The following is an 18,961-nucleotide window of genomic DNA, read 5'->3' as shown; positions in this document are numbered from 1 at the left end:
TCCTCGTTGACATCAAAGGGGTAACGCCGGGCGGCGGCGCGCCTGAGATCTGGGGCGGTTGTCGGAGGGGGCACGTAGGGTGGGGAATGTGAACCGGCGAATCTTCGGTCTGGAGAACGAGTACGGCGTCACGTGTACCTTTCGCGGTCAGCGCCGACTGACCCCCGACGAGGTGGCGCGGTACCTGTTTCGGCGGGTCGTGTCCTGGGGGCGGAGCAGCAATGTGTTCCTCCGCAACGGGGCGCGGCTCTACCTCGACGTGGGCTCCCACCCGGAGTACGCCACCGGCGAGTGCGACTCGGTCACCGACCTGATCGCGCACGACAAGGCCGGCGAGCGGATTCTGGAGGGCCTGCTGGTCGATGCGCAGAAGCGGCTGCACGACGAGGGCATCTTCGGCGACGTGTACCTGTTCAAGAACAACACCGACTCGGCGGGTAACAGCTACGGCTGCCACGAGAACTACCTGGTCAGCCGGCATGGGGATTTCGCGAAGCTCGCGGATGTGCTGATCCCGTTCCTGGTCACCCGGCAGCTGATCTGCGGGGCCGGCAAGGTGCTGCAGACGCCGCGCGGCGCGGTGTACTCCGTCAGTCAGCGGGCCGAGCACATCTGGGAGGGCGTCTCCAGCGCGACGACGCGGTCCCGCCCGATCATCAACACCCGCGACGAGCCGCATGCGGACGCCGAGCGCTTCCGCCGGCTGCACGTGATCGTCGGCGACTCGAACATGTCCGAGACCACGATGCTGCTCAAGGTGGCCAGCACGGATCTGGTGCTGCGGATGATCGAGGCCGGTATCGTCATGCGCGATCTGACGCTGGACAACCCGATCCGGGCGATCCGCGAGATCAGTCACGACATGACCGGGCGCCGCGAGGTCCGGCTGGCGAACGGCCGTGAGGCAAGCGCACTCGACATCCAGACGGAGTACCTGACCAAGGCGCGGGATTTCGTCGACCGCCGCGAGTTGGGGACGCCGGCCGTCGAGCGCGCGCTGAACCTGTGGGAGCGGTGCCTGAAGGCGATCGAGTCCGGCGACCTGTCCGGGATCGAGCGGGAGATCGACTGGGTGATCAAGTACCGGCTGATCGAGCGCTACCGCCAGCAGAACAACCTCGGCCTGGCCAGCCCGCGGGTCGCGCAACTCGACCTCGCCTACCACGACATCCACCGGCCGCGCGGGCTCTACTACCTGCTGGAGCGCAAGGGCGCGGTGACGCGCGTCGTCGACGACCTGCGGGTCTTCGAGGCCAAGTCGGTGCCGCCGCAGACGACGCGGGCCCGGCTGCGCGGTGAGTTCATCAAGCGCGCGCAGGAGCGCCGTCGCGACTTCACCGTCGACTGGGTGCACCTCAAGCTGAACGACCAGGCGCAGCGGACCGTCCTCTGCAAAGACCCGTTCAAGTCGCACGACGAGCGGGTCGAGAAGCTCATCGCCAGTATGTAGCCGAGGGCTAATTCGGGTGACCGGCCGGGATCGGACCGTCTAGAACGGTCGTATGACGATCGAGATCCGGCCGATCACCCAGGCCGAGGCTGTGGAGTACCTGCGAGTGCTGCCGTACGTGAACGGTTTCCCGCAGGAGGAGCCTGAGCCGGCGGCCTGGTACGCCGGGCGCGCCGCCTGGTCACCACAGCGGCCGGCCACCGCGGCGGAGGTGGAGCGGTACGCCGAGGACCTGCTCGGGGAGGGCTTCCGCCCGCAGGCGGCGTTCGTGGACGGCAAGATCGCCGGCGGTTCGGCGATTGTGGCGGTCGAGCTCACCCTGCCCGGTGGTCGTCAAGTCCCGATGGGCGGTGTCACGGCGACCGCGGTGCTCCCGACCTACCGGCGTCGCGGCCTCCTGCGCCGGATCATGGGCGCGATGCTCGACGACTGCCGTGAGCGTGGCGAGTTCGTCGCTGGGCTCAGCGCGAGTGAGGCCACCATCTACGGCCGCTACGGCTTCGCGCCGGCGACGTTCGCGGACCGCTGGGAGGTTCGGCGTACCGACGTTGCCTTCAGCCGGCCGCATGACGACCCCGGCGCGCTGGAGTTGGTCGATGCGGCGACGGCGTCCGCGGTGTGGCCGGTTCTCCATGAACGCGCCCGCGCGGTTCGAGTCGGCGAGATCAGCCCGCTGCCTGGCAAGTGGTCCAGTCTGGACGAGCTGCCGGCCGACGGCTCCGGGCGTGCGCATCACCTCATCCACCGCGACGCAGCAGATGAAGTGGACGGCGCTGCGATCTTCCGACTGCCCTGGTCGCCCGATCCGGAGTACGCCGGTGAGCTACAGGTAGAGGCGTTCGAAGCACTCACGTACGACGCCTACCGCGCGTTGTGGGGCCTGCTACTCGATTTCGACCTCACCAAACGCGTAGTGGCCGGACGGCGCCCGGTCGACGAGCCGCTGCGCTGGATGCTGACGAACTCCCGGGCACTCAAACTGACCCGAACGCGCGACAACCTCTGGCTGCGCATCCTCGACGTACAGCGCGCGCTGGAAGCCCGTACGTACGCCGCGACCGACACGCTGGTGCTCGAGATCGACGGACAGGCCTGGCAACTGGAGGCCGGTCCCGACGGTGCGGTCTGCAACCCGACCTCCCAGGACGCCGATGTGAGCCTCACAGTGAACGAGCTGGGGTCGCTGTACCTCGGCGGCGTCCCGGCAACCAGTTTCCAGTACGCCGGCCGGCTGCAGGAGCACACCGGTGGCGCAGTGACCCGGCTGGACGCGCTGTTACGTCCGGACCGCGCTCCGTACAACGCAGTGGGGTTCTGAGGCCCGTGACTGTACGTGGTGTGACGTAATGGTGACGCACGTGTCGGATGGCGGGGTTGCCCCTGCAGGTTAGGGTGGTCCGCGTTGTTGACCGTGGATCGCGAGAGGCGCAGACCGCGCCGGGATGTTTCGAGGTGCAGGTTCGTGCGCAAGTTGCTGAGTCTGGTCGCTGTGGTGGCCCTGGGGTCGTCGATGGTGGCCTGTGGTTCCGACAAGAAGGACGGCTTCGGAGCCGGTGGAATCAAGGTGACGTCGGAGTTCGGCCAGAAGCCGACCATCACGCACCGCGAGGGTGACCCGGACAAGGCCCTGGTGACCGAGGTCCTCAAGGAGGGCGACGGTCCCGAGGTGAAGAAGGGCGAGCTGCTCACCGCGAACTACCTCGGCCAGATCTGGCGGGACGGCAAGGTCTTCGACAACTCCTACGACCGCGGCGCGCCGTCGTCGTTCCCGATCGGCGTCGGCGGCGTCATCGGCGGCTGGGACGAGGGGCTGGTCGGCAAGAAGATCGGCAGCCGCATCCTGTTGTCGATCCCGTCCGACAAGGGCTACAAGGAGAAGGGCAACGAGCAGGCCGGTATCAAGGGCGACGACACGCTGATCTTCGTCGTCGACCTGGTCGGCTCCGCCGCCAACGACACCAAGCTGGACGCCGACCCGGTCGCCCCGGCCGCGGACGCCAAGATCAAGGTCGCCGGCGAGCTGAACGCCGCGCCGACGGTCACGGTCGCCGCGGGCCTCAAGGCCCCGGCCAAGCCGGGTAAGCCGGTCGTCGTCGCCAAGGGCAAGGGCAAGCCGATCGAGAAGGGCAGCCAGCTGATCGGCCGGTACGTCGTCTTCGACTACACCGGCAAGAAGCAGGCCAGCACCTGGGACGGCCAGCCCGCCAGCCAGACCGCGCCTGCGCAGCCGGGCGCCCCGACCGACCAGCTCCAGGTCGGCCCGGGCCCGAACGGACAGGCCGGCGCCCTCGACGGGCTGGCCGGGGTTCCGGTCGGCAGCCGCGTCCTGGTCGAGCTCCCGGCGTCCAAGGACGCCAAGGGCAAGTCCGTCAGCGCTTTCGCCGTGATCGACGTGCTGAACGCGTTCCCGGCGCCGAAGCAGCAGGGCCAGTAGTTTCCCGCAGACCGCCTGACCACACCCGTGGTCAGGCGGTTTTGTGTTGCTGGAACCACCTGTTGGTCTGTGGGTGGAAGCTGAGCGCCAGAGCGGTCAGTACGGCGGTCAGATGCACGCTGCGCAAGGCGAACGTGAGCACGGACGACGGCGTCCAGTCAAGGCTGCTGAGGTCGTGGTCCAGCAGCCAGGTGATTGGCCCCCAGACGAGTGAGGCGACGCCGACGGTTCCGAGGAGGCCGGCGAGCAGGTAGCGGGACCAGCGGACGCCGTGCCGGAAGTAGCGGTCGATCACGACGAACAGGGCGCCGTACAGGAGGGCGCGGACGGCGACCTGGGCAGCGAGAGCGGGCATCGGAGCGCCGTCCTTGATCGCACCGACAACTCCGACCACGGACTCCGCGACTCCGGCCCCGACGGCGAGCAGCCACAGCATGGTGGCCCACCGTGCGGTCAGTGGGGCTTGGAAGGGGTTCATGCTTCCAGAGTCGGCCGAAAGGCCGTCGCAATCAGGAGTACTGCGACTACACCCCGGGTGGTGGTACGTCCACCAACCGGGCCGCATGCCGGCCCGCAGCGGCCGCGGCCTCGAAGTACGCCCGGTCTTGGTCGAGCGCCCGACCCATGGTGGACAGCTTGACCGGTGCGGCCTGCAGTACGTCGTACAGGCCTTCGACCCCGACGCGGACGACGCGGTGCCGTGCCTTGAGCGGTTCGGCCGCGTCTCGGACCGCATCCCCGAACTCGCCGTCCAGATCCGGTACGACGACGTCCGCGGGCTGGAGCGCGACCCTGCCGTACGCCGTCAGGCTGTGGTGGGAGATACCGCGGTGTCGTGGTCGCGGGTCAGCCTCGGAGATGCGGAGCGATGCGACGGCTCGGCCGCCCAGTGTCCCGACCGCGTTGACGGCCTCACCTGACTGCACGCCGCTGAAGCCCCAGCGGGTGCCTGTCCCCAGATTGCCCGGCCCCTGAGTCAGTACGACCAGCTCGGCTGTCAGGACGTGCACGGCGGTCAGAAGGCCGGTGTGGACCGTAACGGCTTCGCGATCACCGCCGTACGCCTGTCCGACAGTCACAGTGCCGCTCAGCCAGCCGCAGTCCCGTAGCGACGCCACGGTCCGCGAGAAGGCGAGCGGCAGGGCGCCACCGTCAGTCATTACGTACACGACCCGCGTGTTCGGCCGGGCTTCGTACACCCCAGCCAGGACGGCGGGCAGCGCCGAGTGCAGGTCCGCCACGACGACCGGCGTCCCGAACAGGTCGTCCGCATCCCGCAGTACGGCGTGGTCCGGGGAGTCCTGCTCGTCGGCACCCAGCACCATCGCCTGCAGCGGCGTGTAGCGCGCCTTGACCAGATGCCCATGCTCCGGCGGGTCCTCCGGCAGGCGGTCCGGCAGAGCGACCACCAGCGCGTACCCGCCCGTACCGAGCCCTTTGTCGAGTGCGCCGACGTTCAGCAGCACCCGGTCGCCCGCAACCGGCGTACCGACCAGCTCCGGGTACGCCAGCGCCCGAACCGGCTGCTCACCAACCAGCACCATCAGCTCGACCGCACCGGCCCAGCTCCGACCAACCTGCGTCACCAAACCATCCCGCCACCGAATCACAGGGCGACTCTAGGGGACCGAAGTGCGGTCCGAACACTTGTTCGGTGGGGGAGGGGGGATTTGGCTCGGTCAGGCCGTAAGGTGGTCGGGTGTCGGCGCGCAAGAGTGAGCGACTGCTCAACGTGGTCATCTGCCTCCTGGTGGCGCGCACGTATGTGACCAAGGAGCGCATCCGGGAGGTCGTCGAGGGGTACGCCGGTCAGACCGACGACGCCTTCGAGAAGATGTTCGAGCGCGACAAGGACGAGCTGCGCGACCTCGGCATCCCGATCGAGATGGGCACGATCGACAAGTTCTTCTCCGATGAGGTCGGCTACCGGATCCGTCGGGACGTGTTCGAGCTGCCCGAGGTCCAACTGGAGCCGGACGAGGCGGCTGTGCTGGGTGTTGCTGCGCGCGTCTGGCAGCATGCGGGTCTTTCCGAGGCGACGACGTCCGCAGTGCTCAAGCTGAAGGCCGCCGGGATTCAGACCGACCAGTCCGCGCTCAGTGCGATCGAGCCGCACGTCGGGGCCTCGGAGCCGGCGTTCGACCCGCTGTGGGCCGCGGTGGTCAGTCGGCGGGCGGTGCGGTTCCAGCATGTCCGCAGCGGCGCTTCTGAGCCCACGACGCGCACACTCGAGCCCTGGGGCATCGTCTCCTGGCACGGGCGCTGGTACGTCGTCGGCCGGGACAGGGATCGTCAGGCGACCAGGATGTTCCGGCTGTCGCGCATCGGCGGCGACGTGAAGACAGTCGGTGATGCGAACGCGTTCACCGTCCCGGAGGGCACAGACCTGCGTTCGCTGGTCTCCGAGCTCGCACCGCCGCGGCCGACGTCCGAAGCCAAGGTCCGCGCGCGCACGGGCTCGTGCGTCAGCCTGCGCCGCCGCTCGAACGCCATCGAGCCGTACGAAGCGGGCTGGGACCTGCTCCACGTCCCGTACGCCGATTCCGCCGTACTCGCCGAGGAGATCGCCTCCTACGGTCCGGATGCCGTGGTCGAAGGCCCCGGTGAGGTCCTCGACGGAGTGCTGCGGAAACTCCGGACGGTGGCTGGTGTCTAAGAGGACATCTGGCGACCCCACGTCTACTGCGCTGCACTCGGCACGGCATCTCGCCGCACGGGTGCAAAGGGCACGATCCTCCGCATCGAACCCTCCGCCCCCGCACACCGAGCTACCGCACCGAGTACATGCTCGCTACGACGTGGAGTCCCCAGATGTCCTCTAACGCGCGTGACCAGGTGCAGCGGTTGCTCGCCCTGGTGCCGTACCTGCGGGAGAACGACGGCGCCCGCGTCGAGGACGTCGCGAAGGAGTTCGGTGTCCGCCCGAAGCAGATCCTGGCCGACCTGAAGGTGCTGTGGTTCTGCGGGCTGCCGGGCGCCCAGATGGGCGATCTGATCGAGATCGACATCGAGGCCGCCGAGGGCGACGGCGTCATCCACATCAACAACGCCGACTATCTGGCCCGGCCGTTGCGCCTCGCCGCGGACGAGGCGCTCGCGCTGCTGACCGCGCTGCGGACGCTGCGGGAGGTGACCGCGGGTCACGACCGGGACGCCGTCGACCGGGCGATCGCGAAGCTGGAGCGTGCCGCCGGCGAGGCCGCGGCCGCTCACGAAGGCTCCGCCGCACACGTCCACGTCGAGCCGGCCGACCCCGAGATCGCCGCGACGGTCAACCGGGCGCTGGCCGGGAAGCGCCGGCTGCACCTGACGTACGACGTCCCGTCGCGCGACGAGACCACCGAACGGGATGTCGACCCGATGCGCCTGGTCGTCTCCGACGGCCGCAGCTACCTGGAGGCCTGGTGCCGTCTCGCCGAGGACGTGCGCCTCTTCCGGCTGGACCGGATCGCCGCGGTGAAGCTGCTCGACCTGCCGAGCGAGCCGCCGCCTGAGGCGACCCCGCGAGACCTGTCCAACGGCATGTTCCAGCCGTCCGAGCGTGACCTGCTGGCCACCATCCGGCTGGCGCCGCCAGCACGCTGGGTTGCTGAGTACTACCCGAACGAATCGGTCGAGGAGGGCCCGGAGGGCTCGCTGATCGTCAAACTGCGTGTTGCCGACACCGCCTGGCTGCAGCGGCTGGTGCTCCGGCTCGGCGGGGCCGCCACCGTTCTGGACCCGGCTGAGCTGTCGGGCCAGATTGCGGCGACTGCGCGCGCCGCGCTCGACTCCTACGACTTCTGAGCGCTGATCTGCTTCTCCAGCGGGGAGCGGAAGCGCGGCGTGACCCGCACGCCCGCGAGCCACGCCGTCCACCGGGCGGCCTCCGCCTCGATCAGAGCCTCGGTCTCGCGACCGACGTCCGTCAGCAACTGGTAGCGGACCGCGCCGGACTCCGGCTGCCCCCAGGCGCCGATGATGCGCCCGTCGGCCCACACCGTCGAGCCGATGTTGCCCGTGCTGTCGAACAGCTTCGACTTGTGGGCGCCGACGTACCAATCGCGCTCCTTCCAGCCCATCGGCGTCGGGTCCAGCGACGGGAGGAACGCGACCCACGGCTCGACCGGGACCTCCGGCTCCTCGTCGCCAGGTAGTACGTACCCCACCTGACCGTCCAGATCGACGGCGACCGCTTCGACCGCAATCAGGGCCTTCTTCGTCTGCCCCGCCGTCCAGCCGGCCCACCACTGCAGATCGGTCGCCGTCCCCGGGCCGAACGCCGTCAGCCACGAGCGGGCCAGCGTGACCCGAGCCTCCTCCGCAGTGGGCTTCGCGCCGAGGCCGCCGGCCAGCCACGCCTCCGCAGGGGACCACTGGTGTTGGCTGCTCAGCCACGTCCCCACTGGGCGGCCACGGACGATTCGTCCGTCAACAGCGAGCTGGAACAGCACTCGGCTGGTCACGTACGGCGCTGCGGCGTACGGCTTGCCGTCGGCCATGCTGAGCCTGGTCCGCAACCGCGGCTCGTCAGCAGACAGCTCCTGAGCCGTAGCCGAGCCGCGGAGCGCCAGCGCGGTCGCAGTGGACTCTTCGACCGCCCGCAGCCACACCCCGCAGGACTCCGCGTCCGCTGCGACTCCCGCCTCGGTCAGATGCTTCACCAGCAACCGGCGCTGCTTGGTGGCGATGTCGTCCGCACAGGCGGCCTGAACGATCGGCGCGAACCCAGTCGGGACGACGAACACCGTACGGCGCATTCCGAGCAGCCGAATCAGCGCGCGATCGTCGTACAGGGCACGCTCGGTAGCCGCGACGTCACTCCCCGGCACTCGCGCGGCGATGGAGAGGTGCACGGTCGCCGGGTCCGTCGCGTGCAGCGCGACCATCGCCGCGGCCGCCTCGACCGCATCCGCCGCGTGGGCCGACGCGGCGAGCCGGTGCCGCCGCCCGATCCGGGCCCGGCGCTCCTCGACTCCGATCCGGCGCACGCGCGCCCCCTTTCGGTCCTGTTCGAACACCGAGTTTTACCATCACGTTCCGACACCGGACGCCCCCGCGAACGTGGGTCCGGGCCCGGAAGGGGCTAGGCTCCTGATCATGTACTGGTTCCTGCTCTTCCTCGGAGTGGTGGCGGTGTGGCTCCTGGTCCTCGCCCTGCTCGCGCTGAAGCTGTGGGGCCAGGCCAAGGCGCTGACACGTGAGTTGGTCGCCGCCCAGTCCAAGCTGGACGCTGCGCAGTCCCCGGATCGCGTCCGGGCGTAGTATTCGGCACGCAACTCAGGCGTCAGCCCACGAGTAGAAGTCCTGTGAAAGGGAGACCGAGATGAACCCGCTCATCACAATGCCCTCCGGCGCCGAGTGGCTCATTGTCCTCGCGATCATCGTGCTGCTCTTCGGATCGACCAAGCTGCCGGCGCTGGTTCGCCAGCTGGGCAAGTCGAAGAAGATCTGGGAGGAAGAGGTCGGTCCCAAGAAGAAGAGCCCCGAGCTGACCGACGAGGCGAGCGAGCCGCCGGCCCAGGTCCAGCAGCCGGCCCAGCAGGCGCAGCCGAACCAGGCCAACGGCCAGGCGCGCGGCGACGGTCAGCCGCCCACCCACACGGCCAACTGAGCCGAGTCTCCAGCCTTGACGATGGTGAGGTTCGGGCGGCGTAAGGAGAAGAAGGAACGCCGCCCGAAGGACGAAGAGGGTCGGATGACCCTGCGCGAGCACATTGTCGAGCTCCGCAACCGGTTGGTCATCTCGGTGCTCGCGATCCTCGTGATGACGATCCTCGGCTACATCTTCTACGACCATGCCCTCGACTTCCTGAAGCGGCCGTTCGACCAGGGCGTCGCCGATCTGCTCGCGAGCAAGAACGGCGGTAAGCGGCCCGAGCTCACGTTCGGCACGGTGACGGCGCCGTTCACCTTCCAGATCAAGATCTCGCTGGTGTTCGGTCTGGTCCTGGCCAGCCCGGTCTGGCTGTACCAGCTGTGGGCGTTCATCGCGCCGGGGCTGCATCGCAGCGAGAAGAAGTGGGCCTACCTGTTCGCGGCGATCGCCACCCCGCTGTTCGCCGCCGGTATCTGGGTCGCCTACTGGACGCTCCCCAAGGGTATCGAGATCCTGATCGGCTTCACGCCGGACTTCGCGCAGAACCTGATCACCCTGCCCGAGTACCTGGACTTCGTCCTGCGCACGATGCTGGTCTTCGGGATCGCGTTCCTGCTGCCGCTGGTGGTCATCCTGCTGAACCTGGTCGGCGTCGTCCCGGCCGCGGCGCTGTCGAAGTCCCGGCCGTACATCATCATCGGCATCTTCCTCTTCGGCGCGGTCGCGACGCCGTCCGGCGATCCGTTCTCGCTGATGTTCCTCGCGGTTCCGATGTGCCTGTTGTTCTTCGGGGCCGAGATCATCGCCCAGCTGAACGACCGCCGCAAACGCCGCCGGAACGACGCACTGCTGGCCGACTGATGACCCGCAGGATCGCGCTGGTGGTGAACCCCACCAGCGGTAAAGGGCTGGGCGCCCGGGTGGCGCCCGTCGTCCGCGCCCGGCTGGAGTCGGCCGGGCTGAGCGTCGACACCTACGAGACGACCTGCGCCGAGGACGTCGGGCGGATCTCCGCCGACGTGATCGGCTCCGGCGCGGACGCCGTCACGCTGGTCGGCGGCGACGGCACGATCCATCTCGGCGCCCAGGTGCTCGCGAAATCCGGGATGCCGTTCGGCGTCGTCCCGGCCGGTACCGGCAACGACTTCGCCCGCGGTGTCGGCATCCCGCTCAAGGACCCGGCCGCCGCGGCCGACCTGATCATCGCCGGCAACACCCGCTCGGTCGACCTGGCGGTGGCCGAGGGCGAGTTCATCACGACCGTGGTGGCCGGCGGCTTCGACTCCCTGGTGAACAAACGCGCCAATGCGATGAGCTGGCCGAAGGGCAACTCCCGCTACACGGTCGCCACGCTCGCCGAGCTGCGCACCTTCTCCCCGCTCGAGTACATCGTCACGGTCGACGGCGAGGTGATCGAGACCAAGGCCATGCTGGTCGCGGTCGGCACCGGCCCGACGTACGGCGGTGGGCTGCAGATCTGCGCCGGCGCCGAAATCGACGACGGGGTCCTCGACGTCACGATCATCGAGCCGGTTTCCCGGCTGACCCTGCTGCAGCTGTTCCCGAAGCTGTCCAAGGGCACGCATGTCGGCCACCCGGCTGTCCGGGCGCTGCGCGGCCGGTCGGTCCGGATCGAGTCGCCGGGGATCACGGCGTACGCCGACGGCGAGCCGCTGGGACCGCTCCCGGTCGACGTCACGATCGCGCCGGGCGCACTCACCGTTTTCGCGTAGTCCCGGCAAAAACATTTGTTCCCGAACTATTCTCACCTCTGGCTTCCGTCTGATAGTAAAGATTCCTATCAGTTACTAATCCTTCGGACGCCCCACGGAGGTACGGATGGAACCCCGCCCCACGCGCAGGAGTGCGCTCCTGCTCGGCCTGAGCCTGGCCGCCGCGCCGGCTGCCGCGACCCTGCTCGCCCGCTCCGCGAACGCCGCCGTCCAGGCGGTCGATCTCGACGATCCCGCGAAGAAGGAGATCGCGATGAAGATCGTCTGCAGCGCCGAGAACTCGTCGCTGAACTGGAAGAACTACTACAAGTACATCGAGGACATCGAGGACGGCCGCGGCTACACCGCGGGCATCATCGGGTTCTGCTCGGGCACCGGTGACATGCTCGAGCTGGTCGAGCTCTACGCGAGCCGTAAGTCCGGCAACATCCTGCAGAAGTACCTGCCGGCGCTGCGTGAGGTCGACGGCAGCGACTCGCATGCCGGGCTCGACCCGAACTACACCCGGGATTGGGCCACCGCGGCCCAGGACTCCGTGTTCCAGCAGTGCCAGAATGACGAGCGCGACCGGGTCTACTTCCGGCCGGCCGTTTCGCAGGGCAAGTCCGACGGCGTCCGCGCCCTCGGCCAGTTCGCCTACTACGACGCGATCGTCATGCACGGCCCCGGGAACGGCGGGACCAGCTTCGGCGGGATCCGCAGCCGTGCGCTGGGGCAGGCGAAGCCGCCGTCCCAGGGCGGTAACGAGACCACCTGGCTGAACGCCTTCCTGGACGCTCGCGTCTGGGCGATGAAGCAGGAGGAGGCCCACAGCGACACCAGCCGCGTCGACACGGCTCAGCGCGTCTGGCTCCGTAACGGCAACCTCGACCTGAACACCCCGCTCGACTGGCAGGTCTACGGCGACAGCTACCACATCGGCTGAGCGCGGCGGCCGGGTCGCACGCGACGTGCGGCCCGGCCGGCGGTAAGTACGTGGGATTTTGGGGGTGGGCTCGAATAGTGTGGGGGTCATGAGTACCCCGTCCGAGAAGTACGCCGTTTTCCGCTCGGACCAGGAGCATCCTGCCGTCAAGGAGTTCCGCGGGCTCTACGACTTCGCGCTGGACGAGTTCCAGCTGCGCGCGTGCGCCGCCCTGGAGGACGGGCACCAGGTGCTGGTGGCCGCGCCGACCGGCTCCGGTAAGACGCTGGTCGGGGAGTTCGCCGTCCATCTGGCGCTCCAGCGGGGGCAGAAGTGCTTCTACACGACCCCGATCAAGGCGCTGAGCAACCAGAAGTACGCCGATCTGGTCAGCCGGTACGGCGCCGAGCGGGTCGGCCTGCTGACCGGTGACAACTCGATCAACTCCGAGGCCCCGATCGTCGTCATGACGACCGAGGTGCTGCGCAACATGCTGTACGCCGGGTCCAGCACCCTGCTCGGCCTGTCGTACGTCGTGATGGACGAGGTGCACTACCTGGCCGACCGGTCGCGCGGCGCGGTCTGGGAAGAAGTGATCATCCACCTGCCCGATTCGGTCTCGGTGGTCTCGCTGTCGGCAACTGTCAGCAACGCCGAGGAGTTCGGCGACTGGCTGGCGACGGTCCGCGGTAACACGGTCGTCGTGCTGGAGGAGAAGCGGCCGGTGCCGCTGTTCCAGCATGTGATGGTCGGCAAGCGGCTGCACGACCTGTTCGCGGGGGAGACGCCGACCGCCGGCGCCGGCGCGCAGGCGCAGTTCGGCCCGTCGGCCGGGCGGCCGAACCGCTCGGGCAACCCGGCGAAGGCGGCCGCGAAGGGTTCGACGACCGACCTCCGCGATCTGGTGAACCCGCAGCTGGTCAAGATCGCCCGCGACGACAACCGGATCTTCCGCGACGACTCGCGTAAACCGCGCCGCCGTCGCGACCTGCCGAAGGGCCGGCCGACCCGGTCGCATTTCACGCCCTTTCGCTCCGACGTGGTCGAGGAGCTGGATGCCGGCGCGCTGCTGCCGGCGATCTACTTCATCTTCTCCCGCAAGGGCTGCGAGGACGCGATGCTGCAGTGCCTGCGCTCCGGCCTGCGGCTGACCAAACCGTCCGAGCGCGACGAGATCAAGCGGGTGCTCGCCGAGCGGACGATCGACCTGCCCGACGAGGATCTCGGCGTCCTCGGCTACCACGACTTCGCCGAGGCGCTCAGCCGCGGGATCGCCGCCCACCATGCGGGGATGCTGGCGGCCTTCAAGGAGGTCGTCGAGGAGCTGTTCGCGCGCGGCCTGATCAAGGTCGTCTTCGCCACCGAGACGCTTGCCCTGGGCATCAACATGCCGGCCCGCACGGTCGTCCTGGAGAAGCTCTCCAAGTGGAACGGCGAGGCGCATGTCGACATCACCCCGGGGGAGTACACCCAGCTGACCGGCCGGGCCGGGCGGCGCGGGATCGACGTCGAGGGGCACGCGGTCGTGTTGTGGCAGCCCGGGTTCGACCCGCGCGCGGTCGCCGGCCTGGCCTCGACGCGGACGTATCCGCTCCGGTCGTCGTTCTCGCCGTCGTACAACATGGCGGTGAACCTGGTCCGCCAGGTCGGGCGGACGCGCGCCCGCGACATGCTCGAGTTGTCGTTCGCGCAGTTCCAGTCCGACCAGGCCGTGGTCGGGCTGGCGCGGCAGGTGCAGCGCAACACCGAGGCCCTCGAGGGGTACAAGGAGTCGATCGACTGCCACCTCGGCGACTTCCTGGAGTACGCCGCGCTGCGCCGCCGGATCGGCGATCGCGAGTCGTCCGGGTCGAAGGCGCGTAAACAGGATCGGCGCGCCGAGGCGCAGGAGTCGATCGAGAAGCTGCGGATCGGGGACATCATCCGGATCCCGGCCGGCCGGAGCGCGGGCTGGGCGCTGGTGCTCGACCCGGGGATGCGCTCGGAGCGCGAGGGACCGCGGCCGACCGTCCTGACGCTGGACCGGCAGGTCCGCAAGCTGTCGATGATCGACTTCCCGACGCCGGTCGAGGCGATCGGCTCGCTGCGGATCCCGAAGAAGTTCAACGCGCGGAACCCGCAGCAGCGGCGGGAGCTCGCGCAGGTACTGCGGGTGCGCAGCGACATGCTCGGCGAGGACGGCCCGCCCTCGCGGACCCGCGGCCGCGACGTCGTCAGTCACGCCGACGACCCGGAGCTGCAGGCGATGCGGGCCGAGCTGCGCGCACACCCCTGCCACGGCTGCTCCGACCGCGAGGACCACGCCCGCTGGGCCGAGCGGTACTTCCGGCTCGACCGGGAGAACCGCGACGTCCAGCGCAAGATCGAGCAGCGGACCAACACGATCGCCCGCCAGTTCGACCGGGTCTGCCAGGTGCTCGACGCCCTGCACTACCTCGACGGCGACAAGACCACCGAAGCCGGCGACCGGCTGGCCCGGATCTACACCGAGCTCGACCTGGTCGCCGCCGAATGCCTGCGCCAGGGCATCTTCGACGAGCTCACCGTCCCCGAGCTGGCCGCGGCCCTGGCGGCGCTCGTCTACGAGTCCCGCTCCAAGGACGAGCCGACCTCACCCCGCCTGCCGCGCGGCGACGTCCGGATCGCCCTGGAAAAGATGGGCCAGATCTGGCGCGAGCTGTCCGCCCTCGAACGCGATATGCGCGTCGACTTCCTCCGCTCGATGGATCTCGGCTTCTGCTGGCCCGCCTTCCGCTGGTCCTCCGGCGCCTCGCTCGCCGAAGTCCTCTACGAATCCGACCTGGCCGCCGGCGACTTCGTCCGCTGGACCAAACAGCTCATCGACCTCACCGAGCAGGTCGCCGACGCCGCCGGCGACACCCCCCTTCGCAAAACCGCCCGGGCCGTCGTCGAGGAGATCCGCCGCGGCGTCATCTCCTACGCCGCGGTGGTGGACGAATCGTGAGGGAGCTGTCCCGCCGCCGCTTGGGAAAGCTCACGATCGCGACCGGTGCGGCCGCGGCGATGGGGACGGCGGTGGCGGCGTCCGCCGAGGCCGCGACCTGGAAGGTGACCGGCACGGCGGTGCCGGCGCTGGCCGGGTTCGACAATCAGCTGAAGGCCTTCATGCAGGCCCGCGGGGTGTCCGGCGGGCAGCTCGCGGTGACGTACAAGGGCCGGCTGGTCCTCGCCCGCGGGTACAGCACGAGTGCGGCGCTCACCGTGGAGCCGACGTCCTTGTTCCGGATCGCCAGCTTGTCGAAGTCGTTGACCGCCGCGGCGATCCTGCGCCTCGAACAGGACGGCAAGCTGACGCTCTCGGCCAAGGTGGTCGATCTGCTCGGGATCACCGCGCCCGTCGATCCCCGCTGGTCGAACATCACGCTGTGGCGCCTGCTGCAGCATCTGGGCGGCTGGGACCGCGCTGTCTCCGGCGACCCGAACTTCAAGGACGCCGCGATCGCGCAGGCGCTCGGCGTACCGATGGAGCTGAAGCACGCCGACGTCATCAAGTACATGACCGCGCAGAAGCTGGATGTGGCGCCAGGTACGAAGTACGCCTACTCGAATTTCGGATACTTGCTGGCCGGGCGGGTGATCGAGAAGGTCAGTGGGCTGAGCTACGAGGCCTACGTCCAGCAGAAGCTGCTTGCGCCGTTGAAGATCAAGCGGATGGCGCTCGGGTGGAGCATCGCCAAGCACAGCGGTGAGTTGTCGTACGAATCGCAGTACACCGGCCGGACCGTCCTCGACATGTCGGGTCAGACGGTCGCAGCGCCGTACGGAACATTCAGCATGCGGACGCAGGACGCGAACGGCGGCTGGATCGCCAGCGCGCCGGATCTGGTCCGCTGGGCGAAGATGTTCGACGCGCCAGGCGCCGTACTCAACAGCACGTCGCTCGGCCGCGTCTGGGCCAAGCCGGAGACAGGTGTCGAGCCTGGCGGTGCGTACTACGGTCTCGGCTGGAGCGTGCGTCCCGTGACGACCGGCGGCACCGGCCGCAACACCTGGCACACCGGCAGCCTCCCGGGCACCTCCACCCTTCTCGTCCGCACCTACCACGGGATGAGCTGGGCGGTGCTGTTCAACCGCCGTGACGACCCGTCCGGCAAGCCGTACGGCGATATCGACGCGGCGATGTGGACGGCGGCCAACGGCGTCACCACCTGGCCCACTCACGACCTCTTCCCGCAGTACTTCGCCTAGACGGTCTAGGTTGAGACTGATTGGTTTCAGCCGAGTGGGAGGTCGTGGGATGCCGGAGATCATCGAGGTGGCCGAACGGCCGTATGTCGCGTTGCGCGGGACGGTCCGGATGGACGAGATCTCGGCGTTCGCGGATCGGATGCACGAGGTGATCGGGTGGCTGGCGGCGCGGGAGATCGCGCCGAACGACGCGCCGTTCTTCCGGTACGAGGTGGTCGACATGGCGGCCGGGCTCGTGCTGGAGATCGGGTTCCCGGTCGACGACGTCCACAGCGGTGAGGGGGAGATCGTCACCGGCGTGCTGCCGGCTGGGCGGTATGCGAGCGTCGAGCACCACGGTCATCCGGACGGCCTGATGGCGGCCACTCGCGATCTGCTGGCCTGGGGTGAGCAGGAGGGCATCGAATGGGATGCCGAGGGCGACAAGTGGGTGTCCCGGCTGGAGATCTACAAGTCGGACCCGCGTGAGGTGCCGAGCATGGCGGACTGGGACACCGAGCTGCAGTTCAAGCTGAAGGACTGACTCTGCCTACTGTTCTCGCCGGGGCCGGTCGGCTGGCGCCAGAGCGCATCCGGCATGTCGCGTCGCCGTTGATCGAGCTCGGTTGCGCGCTGCATGTGTTGGCTGCGCCGCGACACCACGACCGGGTTGAGTGGGCGTCCGGCGTACCCCTGCCTGTTTCGCTGCGGGAGGAGCTCGCGCAGTGGACGTGGACGGTACGTGCGGTTCGGGCGCGGTTCTTCGTGACCAGCACGGCGACCGGCGTACCGGCTTGGCAGGAGGAGCTGGGTGCGTTGCGTGCGCGGCCGGCGGCCGAGCTGGCCGCGGAGCTGGTCCGGCCGCTGCGGGGGCGGCCGCTGAGCAGCCGCGAGGTCGACACGGACGCCGTCCGGCACTGGTCGCGCAGCCGCGGCCCAGAGGTCTTCGGGCTGGTCACCGCGCTGCTCGACGCGCCTGACGAGCCCGTACGCCGTTTCCTCGACCTGCTCGATTCGTGCTGGACGACGTGGTTCCACGAGGTCTGGGCCGAGTCACGCGACGCCCTGGCCGCCCGCGGTCGCCAAGACCGCGACCTCGCCGTCCGCGACGGAGTCCTGCCGATGCTGGCCTCACTCGACAGCTCCATCGACATCCGCGACAACGACAGCGCCGTCGTCCAAAAGGTTCAGAACAAGCGCATCGACCTGGCCGACCGCTCTCTGCTCCTCGTCCCCAGCAACCACATCGCCCCGCACCTCTTCCTCGGCGAGATCCCCGGCCAGCCCCTCACCCTCATCTACCCCGCCACGGGCCGCGGCCCCGCCGTCCCCACCGCCGCCCAGCTCCGCGCCCGCCTCGAAGCCCTAGCCGCCCCCGACCGCCTCCAGGTCTGCCGCGCCGTAGCCAGCGAACCCCGCACCGCCGGCGAAATAGCCGCCCTCTGGAACCTCCACCCCACCCAGGTAACCCGCCACCTCAAAGCCCTCACCCGAGCCGGCCTCGTCACCGCCGAACGCCAAGGCCGCTTCGTCACCTACCACCTCAACGAACCAGCCCTCCACTCCCTAGGCCCCCACCTCCTCACCCTCATCCTCCGCTGACCACACCGGTCCGGGGTTTCAGGAGGGTGCGGAGGGTGCGGGCGGCGGTGAAGCCGGCTCGGTTGGCGCCGATGGTGGAGGCGGAGGGGCCGTAGCCGATGAGGTGGATGCGGGGGTCGAGGGTGGTGGCGGTGGAGGTCATGCGGATGCCGCCGGAGGGTTCGCGGAGGTGGAGGGGGGTGAGGTGGGCGAGGTCGGCGCGGAAGCCGGTGGCCCAGAGGATGGTGTCGATGTGTTGGTGGCGGCCGTCGGACCAGGTGGGGCCGTCGGGGGTGAGGCGGGCGAACATGGGGTGGCGGGTGTAGACGCCTCGGTCCCAGGCGGGTTGTTCTTGGGGGCGCAGGCGAAGGCCGGTGACGCTGACGACGCTGCGTGGCGGGAGGCCGGCGCTGACGCGTTCTTCGACCTTGGCGATGATCTTGCGGCCCAGCTCGGGGGTGAACTCCTCGTCGTGGTGCCACTCCGGCGGGCGGCGCGTTACCCAGGTGGTCGATGCTACGGCGGAGATTTCGGCCAGGAGCTGGACGGCGGACGCACCGCCGCCGACCACGAGCACCTCCTGGCCTGCCAGCTCAGCTGCGCCGCGGTAGTCCGCGGTGTGCAGCTGGCGCCCGGCGAAGGTCTCGATGCCCGGGTACCAGGGGATGAACGGCCGGTCCCACGTCCCGGTTGCGTTCACGATCGCCGCGGTCTGGTACGTCGTACCGTCGGTGCGGACTTCGAAGCCACCGTCGATCCGTTGCACGCTCTCGACCGCCACCGGCCGCAGTACTGGCAGTTCGAACCGCTTCTCGTACTCGGCGAAGTACGACGGTACGAACACGTTGGCCCGCTCGGAGTCCGCGGACTCCGGCACCGACGTGCCCGGCAGGTTCGCGATGCCGTGGACGTCGTGCATGGTCAGCGAGTCCCAGCGGTGCTGCCACGCGCCACCTGGTGCGGCGTTCCGGTCCAGCACGACGACCTCGTCGTACGGCGCGAAACCCATCCGCACCAGGTGGTAGGCGGCCGACAGCCCAGCCTGGCCGGCTCCGATCACCACGACGTCGAGCATGTCAGGCACAACGCCGCC

At 69.2% G+C, this 18,961-nt stretch carries 18 protein-coding genes; 14 read left to right on the top strand and 4 right to left on the bottom strand.

All coding sequences use genetic code 11. The features are described 5' to 3' along the window. The first annotated feature begins 88 nt into the window (after positions 1-88). The 3 genes from pafA to HPO96_RS27755 all read left to right on the top strand — a co-directional run bounded on the left by pafA (position 89) and on the right by HPO96_RS27755 (position 3,884). Positions 89-1,450, top strand: a complete 1,362-nt coding sequence (pafA, locus tag HPO96_RS27765; RefSeq protein ID WP_171677278.1) for a Pup--protein ligase — start codon at positions 89-91, stop codon at positions 1,448-1,450. A 52-nt stretch (positions 1,451-1,502) separates the two neighbouring features. Beyond that, complete coding sequence (locus tag HPO96_RS27760; RefSeq protein WP_171677277.1) at positions 1,503-2,768, top strand: GNAT family N-acetyltransferase; 1,266 nt, start codon at positions 1,503-1,505, stop codon at positions 2,766-2,768. A 144-nt stretch (positions 2,769-2,912) separates the two neighbouring features. Continuing rightward, entirely contained in the window at positions 2,913-3,884 is a 972-nt protein-coding gene (locus HPO96_RS27755) for an FKBP-type peptidyl-prolyl cis-trans isomerase (RefSeq protein WP_171677276.1), read from the top strand. Between the two features lie 31 nt (positions 3,885-3,915). Here the strand turns inward: HPO96_RS27755 and HPO96_RS27750 are convergent, their stop codons facing one another. Beyond that, on the bottom strand, positions 3,916-4,362 hold the full coding sequence (locus HPO96_RS27750) for a hypothetical protein (RefSeq protein ID WP_171677275.1): 447 nt from the start codon (positions 4,360-4,362) through the stop codon (positions 3,916-3,918). Positions 4,363-4,408: 46 nt separating this feature from the next. Then, positions 4,409-5,470: a DUF3866 family protein gene (locus HPO96_RS27745; protein ID WP_337796836.1), complete on the bottom strand. Its 1,062-nt coding sequence runs from the start codon at positions 5,468-5,470 to the stop codon at positions 4,409-4,411. A gap of 113 nt (positions 5,471-5,583) precedes the next feature. On the opposite strand from HPO96_RS27745, the gene HPO96_RS27740 reads away from it, so the two are divergent. Together HPO96_RS27740 and HPO96_RS27735 are read left to right on the top strand one after the other, a co-directional pair. Continuing rightward, positions 5,584-6,540, top strand: a complete 957-nt coding sequence (locus tag HPO96_RS27740) for a WYL domain-containing protein (RefSeq protein WP_171677273.1) — start codon at positions 5,584-5,586, stop codon at positions 6,538-6,540. A gap of 155 nt (positions 6,541-6,695) precedes the next feature. Continuing rightward, complete coding sequence (locus HPO96_RS27735; protein ID WP_171677272.1) at positions 6,696-7,670, top strand: helix-turn-helix transcriptional regulator; 975 nt, start codon at positions 6,696-6,698, stop codon at positions 7,668-7,670. Here the strand turns inward: HPO96_RS27735 and HPO96_RS27730 are convergent. After that, positions 7,658-8,854 (bottom strand): DNA glycosylase AlkZ-like family protein, encoded by a 1,197-nt coding sequence (locus HPO96_RS27730; RefSeq protein WP_171677271.1) that lies wholly within the window; start codon positions 8,852-8,854, stop codon positions 7,658-7,660. The two genes, HPO96_RS27735 and HPO96_RS27730, sit on opposite strands and share 13 nt — an antisense overlap. Before the next feature lie 109 nt (positions 8,855-8,963). On the opposite strand from HPO96_RS27730, the gene HPO96_RS27725 reads away from it, so the two are divergent. The 9 genes from HPO96_RS27725 (at position 8,964) to HPO96_RS27685 (ending at position 17,889) form a co-directional block, all read left to right on the top strand. Next, positions 8,964-9,128 (top strand): hypothetical protein, encoded by a 165-nt coding sequence (locus HPO96_RS27725; RefSeq protein ID WP_171677270.1) that lies wholly within the window; start codon positions 8,964-8,966, stop codon positions 9,126-9,128. Between the two features lie 61 nt (positions 9,129-9,189). Continuing rightward, complete coding sequence (locus HPO96_RS27720) at positions 9,190-9,477, top strand: twin-arginine translocase TatA/TatE family subunit (RefSeq protein WP_171677269.1); 288 nt, start codon at positions 9,190-9,192, stop codon at positions 9,475-9,477. Between the two features lie 21 nt (positions 9,478-9,498). Beyond that, positions 9,499-10,323, top strand: a complete 825-nt coding sequence (gene tatC / locus HPO96_RS27715; RefSeq protein ID WP_238355607.1) for a twin-arginine translocase subunit TatC — start codon at positions 9,499-9,501, stop codon at positions 10,321-10,323. Beyond that, a complete protein-coding gene (locus tag HPO96_RS27710) occupies positions 10,323-11,195 on the top strand; it encodes a diacylglycerol/lipid kinase family protein (protein WP_171677268.1) in 873 nt (290 codons plus the stop codon). The genes tatC and HPO96_RS27710 overlap by 1 nt, the downstream gene beginning before the upstream one ends. Positions 11,196-11,301: 106 nt before the next feature. Next, positions 11,302-12,120, top strand: a complete 819-nt coding sequence (locus tag HPO96_RS27705; RefSeq protein ID WP_171677267.1) for a chitosanase — start codon at positions 11,302-11,304, stop codon at positions 12,118-12,120. Between the two features lie 88 nt (positions 12,121-12,208). Beyond that, entirely contained in the window at positions 12,209-15,064 is a 2,856-nt protein-coding gene (locus HPO96_RS27700; protein WP_171677266.1) for a DEAD/DEAH box helicase, read from the top strand. After that, positions 15,061-16,308 (top strand): serine hydrolase, encoded by a 1,248-nt coding sequence (locus tag HPO96_RS27695; protein ID WP_202886464.1) that lies wholly within the window; start codon positions 15,061-15,063, stop codon positions 16,306-16,308. The genes HPO96_RS27700 and HPO96_RS27695 overlap by 4 nt, the downstream gene beginning before the upstream one ends. 49 nt (positions 16,309-16,357) lie before the next feature. Next, the gene (locus HPO96_RS27690) at positions 16,358-16,831 is read left to right on the top strand and encodes a GyrI-like domain-containing protein (RefSeq protein ID WP_171677265.1); all 474 of its coding nucleotides are present in this window, start codon (positions 16,358-16,360) and stop codon (positions 16,829-16,831) included. Continuing rightward, positions 16,795-17,889 carry an ArsR/SmtB family transcription factor gene (locus tag HPO96_RS27685; RefSeq protein ID WP_337796843.1) on the top strand — a complete coding sequence of 365 codons (1,095 nt, stop codon included), beginning with the start codon at positions 16,795-16,797 and terminating at the stop codon, positions 17,887-17,889. The genes HPO96_RS27690 and HPO96_RS27685 overlap by 37 nt, the downstream gene beginning before the upstream one ends. Here the strand turns inward: HPO96_RS27685 and HPO96_RS27680 are convergent. Further along, positions 17,876-18,943 carry an FAD-dependent oxidoreductase gene (locus HPO96_RS27680; RefSeq protein ID WP_171677264.1) on the bottom strand — a complete coding sequence of 356 codons (1,068 nt, stop codon included), beginning with the start codon at positions 18,941-18,943 and terminating at the stop codon, positions 17,876-17,878. The genes HPO96_RS27685 and HPO96_RS27680 overlap by 14 nt on opposite strands. Positions 18,944-18,961: the final 18 nt, after the last annotated feature.

Origin of the sequence: Kribbella sandramycini (genome assembly GCF_013131805.1) — a bacterium.
Taxonomy (GTDB): domain Bacteria; phylum Actinomycetota; class Actinomycetes; order Propionibacteriales; family Kribbellaceae; genus Kribbella; species Kribbella sandramycini.
This window is presented reverse-complemented; position numbering and strand designations above follow the sequence as displayed.